7 protein-coding genes and 1 pseudogene are annotated in these 11,749 nt (G+C 71.1%); 5 read left to right on the top strand and 3 right to left on the bottom strand.

What is annotated here, in order from left to right; translation table 11 throughout:
* Nucleotides 1–236 (bottom strand): annotated as a pseudogene (locus JNW91_RS14980) (C39 family peptidase); the annotation flags it as partial.
* A 1,014-nt stretch (nt 237–1,250) separates the two neighbouring features.
* Nucleotides 1,251–1,421, bottom strand: coding sequence for a hypothetical protein (locus JNW91_RS14975; protein WP_203175753.1), 171 nt, complete (start codon nt 1,419–1,421; stop codon nt 1,251–1,253).
* A 19-nt stretch (nt 1,422–1,440) separates the two neighbouring features.
* Between JNW91_RS14975 and JNW91_RS14970 the strand changes: the two genes are divergently transcribed.
* From JNW91_RS14970 to pulA, 5 genes are all read left to right on the top strand, one after another.
* Nucleotides 1,441–2,112 carry a hypothetical protein gene (locus tag JNW91_RS14970; protein WP_203175746.1) on the top strand — a complete coding sequence of 224 codons (672 nt, stop codon included), beginning with the start codon at nt 1,441–1,443 and terminating at the stop codon, nt 2,110–2,112.
* Nucleotides 2,113–2,149: 37 nt separating this feature from the next.
* On the top strand, nt 2,150–2,539 hold the full coding sequence (locus tag JNW91_RS14965; protein ID WP_203175744.1) for a hypothetical protein: 390 nt from the start codon (nt 2,150–2,152) through the stop codon (nt 2,537–2,539).
* Nucleotides 2,540–2,998: 459 nt separating this feature from the next.
* A complete protein-coding gene (locus JNW91_RS14960; protein ID WP_203175742.1) occupies nt 2,999–3,313 on the top strand; it encodes a cellulose binding domain-containing protein in 315 nt (104 codons plus the stop codon).
* Nucleotides 3,314–3,390: 77 nt separating this feature from the next.
* Nucleotides 3,391–4,089 carry a cellulose binding domain-containing protein gene (locus tag JNW91_RS14955; protein WP_203175732.1) on the top strand — a complete coding sequence of 233 codons (699 nt, stop codon included), beginning with the start codon at nt 3,391–3,393 and terminating at the stop codon, nt 4,087–4,089.
* A 118-nt stretch (nt 4,090–4,207) separates the two neighbouring features.
* Nucleotides 4,208–9,709: a pullulanase-type alpha-1,6-glucosidase gene (gene pulA / locus JNW91_RS14950; RefSeq protein WP_203175730.1), complete on the top strand. Its 5,502-nt coding sequence runs from the start codon at nt 4,208–4,210 to the stop codon at nt 9,707–9,709.
* A 96-nt stretch (nt 9,710–9,805) separates the two neighbouring features.
* Here pulA and JNW91_RS14945 read toward each other — a convergent pair whose 3' ends face one another.
* The gene (locus tag JNW91_RS14945; protein WP_203175728.1) at nt 9,806–11,467 is read right to left on the bottom strand and encodes a hypothetical protein; all 1,662 of its coding nucleotides are present in this window, start codon (nt 11,465–11,467) and stop codon (nt 9,806–9,808) included.
* Nucleotides 11,468–11,749: the final 282 nt, after the last annotated feature.

Genomic DNA, 11,749 nt, shown 5'->3' with positions numbered 1-11,749 from the left:
CCCTGCACGCTCAGGGCGTTGCGGGTGGCGGCGGGACCGCAGTAGTAGAAGTTCGGCTGGGCCTCGTAGCGCACGCCCAACTCCCGCTCACCGCTCTTCCGATCACCCTGCGACTGCGACATGGGCTTCGCGTCCGACGCCGCGTAGGCGGTGGTCACGGGCCCGGCGATGGCGCCGCCGGTGAACGCGAGTCCAGCAGCGGTCAACGCGGTCTTACGAATCAGATCGGTACGCATGATGGCGTGCTCCTCTGCATCAGGGGGATACCGCGCGGTACCAGGGGGTGGCGACCGTGCGGGAAAGCCGTGGGGGATCTGCCCGGCAGCCCCTCGGGGGCCGGCGTCGGGACAGGTGTAACGGGTTCCGAGCGGCGGATCATTCCACCGGGGAAGTCAACCCCGTGCTGCTCGGCCGTGCGGGGATGTAACCGAGGCGGCCGGGCCGGTGTTCCCGACGACCGCCGCCCGCTCCGACGACCGATAGTCGCGGGGGGCGTGCCGGGTATAACGACCCCACCCCGGCCCCGATTCCACCGCCCGGATGCCACCGATCACAGGACGCCACGGGTCAGACCCGACAATCGTCGCGCCTGGTGAAGCCGGCACGCGGGACGAGGCGGGGTGATCCACCCGGGTTCGCCGATATCGCGGTGTCCGGTGGCGGCGGATACCCCGATGTCGCCGAAATTGTGTCGATCACGGGACCGTCAGGCACCGTGGAGGGCACAGCGGACAACCGGACCGACCGGACCTACGAGCATCCGTCACCGGCCGCCACCTCGCGCCGTGGCCGACCGCGTCGAGGACACCGCACCCACCCACGATCGTGCTCAATCCAGGAAACAGGCCCCTCACCGCCCGGACGAGGCCACGACAACAAGGATCGAGCACGATCATGCGAGAAGGTCGCCCGCACTGCCGCTGGCGACCGCCGCGAATCACGACCGTGCTCGCTGATCCGCGCACTGTCTCCGAAACTGCTGCCTCACCTCACCGCGAGGCAGCAACTTCCCCGAAGTTGCGCGGACCGTGACCGGGGCAGCGCGGCCTGACCCCGTCGAGGACGACACACCCGCCCACGATCGTGCTCGATGCGGGAAACAGGCCCCTCACCGCGCCGACGAGGGCACGACAACGCCGACGAGGGCACGACAACAAACGAGCACGATCATGAGGGTTGCTCCGCGCCGGGCGTCGTCGGACCCGCACGATGTCGACCCGGCTGCGCTGCGCGTCCTCCACAGGGGAGGTTCAGTCTGGTTCGCCGGCCTGGGCGTGGCGCTCCAGCAGCCGCAGCCGGATCTCCTCCGGGGTGTACGCGCGACGTCGTCGTTCGGCCCGCGCGATGACCACGCCGGAGGCCGCGACACCGGCGAGGCCGGCCAGCCCGAGGACCTTCCACCACCGCATCCGTTGCCGCATCGGCCTAGGGTAGACCTTCATGAGCATCAGCCTGGATGAGGCCGTCGAGTTGACCCGCACCGGTGACGTGTGGGTGTTCCGGGGCCGCAGCGTGCCGGACCGGGCGATCCAGTTGACCACCAACAGCCCGGTGAACCACGTGGGGATGGCGGTGGTGTTGGACGACATGCCGCCGCTGATGTGGCATGCGGAGTTGGGCAGGTCGCTGCCCGATCTGTGGTCGGGTACGCACCAGCGGGGCGTGCAGTTGCACGACCTGCGTGACGCGGTCTGCGTGTGGGCCAACCGGTACGGCCAGCGGGCTTGGTTGCGGCAGCTCGACCCGCCGGCGGACTCGGAGATGGAACGGGCCGTGTTGCGGACGGTCGCGCGGCTGGACGGTACGCCGTTTCCGTCGACGGCCCAGTTGGCGTGGCGGTGGGTGCGGGGGCGGGTGCCGGCGTTGCCGCGTCCCGGTCGGGTCGGGTCTCGGCCGGCCAACACGTCCCAGGCGGGGGCGCGGGAGCGGGCTTTGGAGACGGCGTACTGCGCCGAGGTGGTGGCGGTGACCTATGAGGCGATGGGGTTGCTGCCGGCGGGGCGGCGTCCGAACTGGTACGACCCGGGGCGGTTCTGGAGCGGGGACGATCTCGGGTTGGCCTCGGGGGCCCGGCTGGGTGCGGAGATCGAGGTCCGGGTTCCGTCGCGTTGAGGTTTGACCTGGCCGGTGACCGGCAATTGCTGTCGCCGTGAATGCCTCCACCGATCTCGACACACTGGCGGACTTCTTCGACCGGTACGGCGTGGCGCTGGTCTCCGGCGACCTGCCGGCCATCGCCGGTTGTTACGCCCTGCCCGGGTTGGTGGTCGCCGACACGTACAGTTTCTCGTTCACCTCGCCGGCGGCGGTGGCGCTGTCGTTCGTGGGCGCCGCTCCGGACTACCAGGACCGGGAGTTGGTCGCGGCGCACGCCCGGATCGAGGATGTCCAGCCGATGTCCGCGCTGCTGACCATGGTGGCGGTGGAGTGGGAGTTCCTGGACAGTCGGGGGTGTGCGGTGCCGGGGGAGCGGTATCGCTATCTGCTGCGGACGGCCGATGCGGAGCCGGTCATCTGCACGGTCGTCCGGACGGCCTGATCGACCGGGGCCGTCTGCGCGACCGGTCCGTTTGCCGTGTCGGGTGGGCCGATCGGCCTGATCCGTCGGTGCTGGCTACGCTGGCGCGTCGGCGGGGACGAGGGGAGACCTGATGGCGGTGCGGCCGGACGGTGCGGCAGAGGTGCGGGCGGCTCGGGTGCTGGCGTCGGTGCCGTGGGTTGTGGTGCTGCTCGGCGTGGGCGTGCTGGTGGCGCTGTTGGTGGTCGCGTTGTTGTCGTTCCGTACCCGGGAGAGGGTTGGCGGGCCGCAGGCGAGCCGCCGGTGTTCCTGCCGACGGCGCCGGCGGCCGTGTCGCCAACTCCGGCGGGGGTGGAGCGGCGCACGGCGTCGCCGCGGCCGTCGCGGAGCAGCCGGACGCCGTCGCCTCGGGTCACCACGGCTTCGCCGTCGCCGCGGCGGGCGAGTGCCCCGGCGGTGGCGCCGACCTCGGCGGAGACGGTGAACGCGCGGTACCAGGTCGGCACGGACGGCCGGGACGGGGCCGAGGCGGTGCTGACGATCGCGAACGAGACGGGCCAGTGGGTGGACTGGCGGGTGGAGTTGGCGTACGACGACGACGTGTGGGCTGTGCGGGCGAGCGACGACTCGGGGGTTTCGGTGTGGGGGCGGGGCGACGGCGAGTTCGTCGTGCGTGGCACCCGTTCGTTGAGTCCGGGCGACACCCGGACGGTGCGGTTGCGGTTGGGCTGGGGCGAGTCGGGGGCCCGGCCGCTGCGGTGCACGGTGAACGGGGTGGACTGCCGCCTCGGCTGAGTGCGTGGGCGCTGTCGGCGCTTCCGGGCCTGGCCGTCGGTCGCTACGCTGCCCGGACGGTTCGCTGAGGGAGGTACATGTCCGGCCTGCGTCGTGCCCGTCGACCGTCCCACGGTCCGGTCGCCATCGCGTCGTCGCCCTGGATCGTGGTGCTGGCCGGCGTCGTCGTGATGGTGGTGCTGCTCATCGTGGCCCTGGGCGCGTACCGGGGGCGCAGTCCGGCGCCGGACGCCGGATCGGCGCCACCGGCGTTGCCGTTGCCGCAGGTGCCGCCGCCCCCGTCGGGCGAGCCGACACCGACGCCGACAGGGTCGTCGGCGCCTGCGCTGCTGCCGGGACTGTCCCCGCGGGCGAGTGGACTGCCGTCGAGCATTCCGGCCGGGTCGCGGGCGGCGACGACGTCCGGCCCGACGGTGGGGTCGACGCCGACGCGGGCGCTGACCCGGGGTCCGCAGGGCTCGTCGGCGGTCAGCGGCCGGTACCGGGTCGTGCAGAGCTTCGACGGCGGGTTCATCGGCGAGGTGCTGATCGTCAACGCGTCCGACGCGCACCGGGGTTGGACGGTGCGGTTCACCTTCTCCGGCGGGCGGCTGGTGACGACCTGGGTGGAGGGCGCACCACAGGGGACGGTGCGGCAGTTCGACGGCGGTTTCACGTACGCCAGTGGGGTTGACGTCGCGCCCGGCAGGTCGGCGACGTTGCGGTTCCACCTGGAGCGGGCGTCCACGACGCCGCAGGGGTGCACGGTCGACGGCGTGCGGTGCAGCGGGTTCTGACCTGGACGGTCACGGCACTTCCGCAAGGAAGCTGCTTTGTTGCGACCATGTTTGCAAGGCATTGCAGAATGTTTCGGCAAGGGTTAGCGTGCGGCCAATCCACCAGAGGAAGGCGTCGATGAAACCCCCGCCGATACCGCGCACCGCCCTGCTGGCTCTCGTCTACCTGCTCAGCGTCACCCTGGTCGGTGCCCCGGTCGCCGTGCGCCAGCTCGCCGCCGCCGACGATCCCCGCCCGTCCGGCGCCGACCCCCTCGCCGCCGCCGGCGCCGTCCAGTGGCGCGCCGAACCCAGCGTCGACGCGCTGCTGAGGGCGGGGGACACCTCCGCACGTGCCGAGCAGTTCTACTTCGTCCTGCCGGACCGGTTCGCCAACGGCGACCCCCGCAACGACTCCGGCGGCCTTACCGGTGACCGTCTGCGCACCGGACTCGACCCGGCCGACAAGGGCTTCTACCACGGCGGCGACCTCAAGGGCGTCATCGACAAGCTCGACTACATCCAGGGCCTGGGCACCACCGCCATCTGGCTCGCCCCGATCTTCAAGAACCGGCCGGTGCAGGGTTCCGGGGACGACGTCTCGGCGGGTTACCACGGTTACTGGATCACCGACTTCACGCAGGTGGACCCGCACTTCGGCACCCACGAGGAGATGAAGCGGCTGGTCCGCCTCGCCCACCAACGCGGCATCAAGATCTACCTGGATGTGATCGTCAACCACACCGCCGACGTCATCAAGTACGCCGAGAACTCCTACGCCTACATCGACAAGGCGACCTCGCCGTACACCGACGCGCAGGGGCGGGCGTTCGAGGACCGCAACTACGCCGAGGGCAGCCGCGCGTTCCCGCCGGTCGACCGGACGTCGTTCCCGTACACGCCGACGTTCGTCGAGCCGAGGGACGCGACCGTGAAGGTCCCGGCCTGGCTGAACGACACCACCATGTACCACAACCGGGGCGACTCCACCTTCGCCGGTGAGAACAGCGAGTACGGCGACTTCTTCGGCCTCGACGACCTGTGGACCGAGCGTCCCGAGGTGGTGCGGGGGCTCACCAAGGCGTATGGGGACTGGATCGGCGCGACCGGCGTCGACGGGTTCCGGCTGGACACCGTCAAGCACGTCAACATGGACTTCTGGCCGCAGTTCAGCCAGGGCATCGAGCGGGCCGCCGAGAAGGCCGGCAAGAAGGACTTCTTCATGTTCGGAGAGGTGTACAGCGCCGACCCGGAGATCAGTTCCAGCTATGTCCGGCAGGGCGGCCTGCCGGCCACCCTCGACTTCGCCTTCCAGGAGGCCGCGCGCGGCTTCACCGCGGGCGCCGGCTCGGCGAAGGCACTGGCCGACGTGTACGCCCGCGACGACCTGTACGCCGCCCGGGACACCGACGCCGGCCGGCTCACCACCTTCCTCGGCAACCACGACATGGGCCGGATCGGTTCGTTCGTCGCCGGTGGCGGCACCGACCCGGCCAACCATCTGCGCCGTGACCAGCTCGCCCACCAGCTGATGTTCCTCACCCGTGGCCAGCCGGTGGTGTACTCCGGCGACGAGCAGGGCTTCACCGGCCCCGGCGGGGACAAGGACGCCCGGCAGGACATGTTCGCGTCGAAGGTTCCCGACTACCTCGACGACGACCTGCTCGGCACCGAGCGCACCCACGCCAGCGACCAGTTCGACACGGCCCACCCGCTGTACCGGACCATCGCCGAGCTGGGTCGGCTGCGCCAGGCGCATCCGGCGCTGCGCGACGGTGTGCAGGTCACCCGGTACGCCGCGGACGGCCCGGGCGTCTTCGCCGCCTCCCGGATCGCTCCCGCGGACCGCACGGAGTACGTGGTGGCGGTGAACAACGCAGACACCCCGCAGACTGTCACCGTGGACACCTGGTCGGCCGGCGCCACCTTCACCGGCATCTACGGCGGCGCCGGCAGGGCGAGCGCGGGCGCCGACGGCAGGCTCACCCTGACCGTGCCGCCGCTGTCGGCGGTGGTCCAGCGGGCCGGCACCGCCATCGCGCAGCCGGCCGGCAAACCGACCGTCCGGATCACCAGCCCCGCCCCGGACGCGCTGGTGGCCACCCCGGCGGCGGTCACCGCCCAGGTGACCGGGGACCCGCTGGCCACGGTCACCGTCGCGGCGCGGGTCGCCGGCGGAAAGTGGACGCTGCTGGGCAGCGCCGACCACGCGCCCTACACCGTGCAGCACGACCTGACCGGCCTGGCCGGCGGGACCCGGGTCGAGTACAAGGCGGTGGTCCGCGACGGCCGGGGCCGCACCGCGACGGCCCGGTCCACCGCCGTCGTGGGCACCCCGGAGCAGGGCGGATCCCCGGATTGGGCGGTGGTGCACTACCAGCGCCCCGCCGGGGGGTACGACGACTGGGGGCTGTACGCCTGGGGTGACATCGACCCGGCGTACGTCACCGAGTGGCCCGAGGGGCAGCCGTTCGCGGGGGAGGACTCCTACGGCCGGTTCGCGTGGGTCAAGCTCAAGCCGGGCGCGACGTCGGTGAACTTCGTCGTGGTCGACTCCGACGGCACCAAGGACGTCGCCCAGGGCCGCAGCATCGACGTCACCCGGACCGGCGAGATCTGGCTCAAGCAGGGCGACCCCGCGGTCTACCCGACCCGGCAGGCGGCCGCCGGTGCGCCGGCACCGCCGGTCGAGGAGGGCACCGCCGTGATCCACTACCGGCGGGCCGACGGCAACCACGACGGCTGGGGCCTGCACCTGTGGGACGGCGCGGCCAACCCGACGGAGTGGTCCGCGCCGCTCAAGCCCACCTCCACCGACGCGTTCGGGGCGGTGTTCCGGGTGCCTCTGGCGGCCGGGGCCACCGGGCTGAAATACATCATCCACAACGGTGACACCAAGGACCTGCCCGACGACCAGCGGCTCGACTTCGCCAGCGTGGGCCGGGAGGTGTGGCTGCTCGCCGCCACCCCGAACCGGTTGCTGCCGTCGACCGCACCACGTGCCGGCGGAGACACCGACATCAGCAAACAGAAGGCGCACTGGATCGACAGGTCCACGGTGGCCTGGCAGACCGGGCCGACCGACGGCAGGACGTACGCGCTGGTCGCCGCGCCGAACGGCGGAGTGAGCGTCACCGACGGGGAGCTGACCGGGACGTACACCACCCTGCCGTTGCGGGCGCAGCGCAACGGGCTCACCGAGGCCCAGCGCGCGGCGTTCCCGCACCTCTGGTCGTACCGCACCTTCACGCTGGACCGCGCGGACCTGGCCAAGGTGCCGGCGGCGCTGCGCGGGCAGCTGCTGGTCACCGAGCGCGACGCCGAGGGCGCGCTGCTCGCCGCGACCGGCGTGCAGATCCCCGGCGTGCTCGACGACGTGTACGCCCGGGCCGCCGACGCGACGCTCGGGCCGACGTTCGCCGGCCGTACACCGAGTCTCGCGCTGTGGGCGCCGACCGCCCGGACGGTGGCGCTGCACCTGTTCGACTCGCCCACCGCGCAGCCCAGGACGGTGCCGATGCGCCGCGACGACCGCACCGGTGTCTGGTCGGTGCGCGGCAACCACACCTGGATCGGGAAGTACTACCGCTACCAGGTGCGGGCGTGGCAGCCGGCGGCGCAGAAGATGGTCACGGCCTCGGTGACCGACCCGTACTCGGTGGCCCTCGCCGCGGACTCCACGCACAGCCAACTCGTCGACCTGAACGACCCGGCGCTGGCCCCGGCCGGGTGGCGGACGCTGCGCAAGCCGGCACCGGTGCCGCCCGCGAAGGCGCAGGTCTCCGAGCTGTCGGTGCGGGACTTCTCCATCGCCGACGACACCGTGCCGGCGCAGCGGCGGGGCACCTACCTCGCCTTCGCCGACCCGGGAACCGCCGGCATGACCCATTTGCGGGCGCTCGGCGACGCCGGTGTCACCCACCTGCACCTGCTGCCGGCGTTCGACTTCGCCACGATCCCGGAGAAGCGGGCCGACCAGCAACAGCCGGCCTGCGACCTGGCGGCGCTGCCACCGGATTCCGAGGAACAGCAGAAGTGCGTCGCGGCGGTCGCCGAAACCGACGGCTACAACTGGGGGTACGACCCGCTGCACTACACGGTGCCCGAGGGCGGCTACGCCGTCGACCCTGCCGGTGCGGCGCGGACCACCGAGTTCCGCCGGATGGTCGCCGGGGTGAACGGCGCCGGCCTGCGGGTCGTCATGGACGTGGTCTACAACCACACGTCGGCCGCCGGCACCGACGACAAGTCGGTGCTCGACCAGATCGTGCCCGGCTACTACCAGCGGCTGCTCGACGACGGCACGGTGGCCAACTCCACCTGCTGCGCCAACACCGCCCCCGAGCACGCGATGATGGGCAAGCTGGTGGTCGACTCCCTGGTCACCTGGGCCCGGCAGTACAGGGTGGACGGCTTCCGGTTCGACCTGATGGGTCACCACCCGAAGGCGAACATCCTGGACGTGCGCAAGGCCCTGGACAAACTGACCGTCGCCCGTGACGGCGTGGACGGCAAGGCGATCCTGCTCTACGGCGAGGGCTGGAACTTCGGCGAGGTTGCCAACGACGCCCGGTTCGTGCAGGCCACCCAGGCGAACATGGCCGGCACCGGCATCGGCACCTTCAACGACCGGCTGCGCGACGCGGTGCGCGGCGGCGGACCGTTCGACGCCAACCCGCGCGTGCAGGGCTTCGCGTCCGGGCTCTACACCGACCCGAACGGCGACGCGGCCAACGGGTCGCCCGCCGAGCAGAAGGCCCGCCTGCTGCACGCCCACGACCTGATCAAGGTCGGGCTCACCGGGAACCTGCGCGGATACCGGTTCACCGACACCGCCGGGCGGCAGGTCACCGGCGCGCAGGTGGACTACAACGGCTCCCCGGCCGGCTACACGGCCGCTCCGGGGGAGGCCGTCACCTACGTCGACGCGCACGACAACGAGATCCTGTACGACGCGTTGGCGTACAAGCTGCCGCAGGCCACCTCGGCGGCGGACCGCGCGCGGATGCAGGTGCTGGCGCTGGGCACGGTGGTGCTGGGGCAGGGCACCGGGTTCGTCACCGCCGGCACCGAGCGGTTGCGGTCGAAGTCGCTGGACCGCAACTCGTACAACTCCGGTGACTGGTTCAACCAGATCCGCTGGAACTGCGAACAGGGCAACGGATTCGGCGCCGGTCTGCCGCCCGCGCCGGACAACGAGGACAAGTGGTCGTACGCGAGGCCGCTGCTGGCCGACCCGGCGCTGGTGCCCGACTGCGCGGCGATCAACACCACCGACGCCCGGTACGCCGAGCTGCTGCGCATCCGGGCGTCGTCGCCGGTGTTCGGGCTGGCCACCGCCGAGCAGGTGCAGCAGCGGGTGGCGTTCCCGCTGTCCGGGGCGCAGGAGACGCCGGGAGTGCTGACCATGACCCTGGACGCCCGCGGGTTGGGTGGTCCGTGGACGTCGCTGACCGTCGTCCTCAACGGCACCCCGATGCCGGCGACGCAGACGTTGACCGGTCTGCGCGGTGCGGACGTGGCGCTGCACCCGGTGCTGGTGACCTCGGCCGACCCGGTGCTGCGAACGGCCTCGTTCGACCGGTCGGCCGGCACGTTCACGGTGCCGGCGCGTAGCGTGGCGGTGTTCGTCCAGAGATGACGGGAAACCGGCCCCCTTCCGCGTCTTGCGGAAGGGGGCCGGTCCGTTTCCTGCCCGTCGTGCCGCCGTCACCGGCCGCACGTCACCCGAGGGTGATCAAGCGAAGCAGTTCTCGATGGTGCCGCCCGGAATGGCCAGGCAGTTCGTCGGACGGTTCGCGGTGATCGCGGCCTTGTCATCCACGTTCACCTCGCCGAAGAAGCTGAAGACACCGCCCGGAGCGAAGGTGGAGAAGTTGTGGGCGACCTTCGTCTTCGACAGGTTGACCTCGCCGAAGATGTTGAAGATGCCGCCGCCGACCCCGAACGGGCCGATGGCCCGGTTGCCGACGACCTCGCTGTCGCGCAGCGTGAGGACGCTGTCGGCGTTGAAGACCCCGCCGCCGAAGAAGCCGGCGGTGTTGTCCTTGATGGAGCTCTTCTCCACGGTGACCGCGCTGTCGAAGGCGATGGCCAGGCCGCCACCCACACCGGCGGTGCTGTTCCTCTCCACCGTGACGTTGTGCAGGTTCAGCTGGCTCTCCGCCGCGGCGATACCGCCGCCAGCGAGGACCGCGGTGTTCGAGACGAACTTGGTCTCGTACGCGGTGGTGTTGCCCTCGATGTCGAGGAGGCCACCGCCGAAGCCCAGGGTCTCGTTGTCGCTGATCTCGCTCTTCTTCAGCTCGACGGTCCCGCCGTTGACGTCATCGGTGAAGATCTCCGCGGCGCCGTTGGCGATACCGCCACCACCGATGATGGCGGTGTTGTCCTTGATCTTCGAGTCCTCGACCTTGAGGACGCCGGCGTTGAAGACGCCGCCACCGAAGAAGAAGGCGGTGTTGCGTGCCACGGTGCTGTGCCAGATCTTCGTGGTGCCGAAGTTCGCCACGCCACCGCCGTTGCCGCCGGACTGGTTGAGGACGACCTCGGACTCCAGGATCTCGGCGGTGCCGCCCGGCTGGACCAGGATGCCGGCGCCGTCGTTCTCGTCCGGTTCCTCGACGAGCGGCGTCACGACGCCCGGCGTGGCCTTCGGCGTGACCTTGGGCGCGGCCTTCAGCCCCGCCTTCGGGTCGGCTTGCCGCGCGGTGAGCGCCTGGTTCAGCGGGACGCCCGCCTTCACCTGCGCCGCGATCGCCTCGGAGTCCGAGTAGGCCGCCCAGACGGCCGCCGGCTGGACGCCGTTGAACAGTTCGAGGGTCTGGCCGCCCTTGATGGTCAGGCCCTTGATGGTGAGGTGGCCACCGCTGCCGACGTTGAGGATCCGGAAGTAGTCCGCCGTGGCTTCCCGGGAGATCGTCGTGTGCTCACCCTTGAGGGTGATGTTCTCGGTGATCACCGGGAGGCCGTTGCCGTCCTGGCTGCGGCTCAGGTTGTAGGTGCAGCCCTTGGCCAGCTCCAGCACGCCGCCGTGCTTGTTGTTGGCGAACGTGATCTCCTGGATCAGCTTGTCGGTGTCGCAGGGCACCTCCTTCCCGCGCTCGCGGTCCTTGTCCTTGTCGCGGTCCTTGTCCCGGTCCTTGTCCCGGTCCTTGTCCCGGTCCTTGTCCTTCTCGTTGTTCCAGTCGCGCCCCTCGTCGCCGCGCTGGTCACCGTCCTTGCTGACCTGCGCGGTGTTCCAGTTCAGGCCGACCGCTCCGGCGCTGCCCGCGACGCCCACCGCCGCGAGACTGACCACGCCCGTCAAACCGGCCACGCCGCTGGCGAGCCAGAGCTTGCGGCGGCGCTTGGCCGTCGCCCGCCCGGAGGCTTCGTTGTTCGTTAGGTAGTTGGACATCGGAGCTCTCTGCCCTCTCCTCGTACCAGACAGGGTCGCCGCCCTCGGGCAGGCGTCCCCTGCTACAAATCGGTTGTAGCTCCCAAAGCCAACGTATGAGAATGTTCCTCGCCTCGCGGGCTTATCCGAAAGAACCCCACATTAGGTTCATCTTGGACCCTGGACGGCCCGGAGGCCCCGGGTGGGCACACGGCCCCCAAGCTGGTCCGGACGTCGCTGAGCAGCCCAAATGGGTACGCCCCTCCGCGCCGCCGACCGGCTCGGAGGGGCGCGCCCTCTATG

Origin of the sequence: Micromonospora parastrephiae (assembly GCF_016802865.1) — a bacterium.
GTDB lineage: Bacteria > Actinomycetota > Actinomycetes > Mycobacteriales > Micromonosporaceae > Micromonospora > Micromonospora parastrephiae.
Note: the sequence above shows the minus strand (reverse complement) of the source record. Positions and strands in the feature narration are given on the sequence as shown.

Bases quoted from the DNA above. Each gene is read 5' to 3' on its own strand.
- JNW91_RS14955 (WP_203175732.1), top strand. From the start codon at position 3,391: ATGTCCGGCCTGCGTCGTGCCCGTCGACCGTCCCACGGTCCGGTCGCC.
- JNW91_RS14945 (WP_203175728.1), bottom strand. From the start codon at position 11,467: ATGTCCAACTACCTAACGAACAACGAAGCCTCCGGGCGGGCGACGGCC.
- JNW91_RS14975 (WP_203175753.1), bottom strand. From the start codon at position 1,421: ATGCGGCAACGGATGCGGTGGTGGAAGGTCCTCGGGCTGGCCGGCCTC.
- pulA (WP_203175730.1), top strand. From the start codon at position 4,208: ATGAAACCCCCGCCGATACCGCGCACCGCCCTGCTGGCTCTCGTCTAC.
- JNW91_RS14970 (WP_203175746.1), top strand. From the start codon at position 1,441: ATGAGCATCAGCCTGGATGAGGCCGTCGAGTTGACCCGCACCGGTGAC.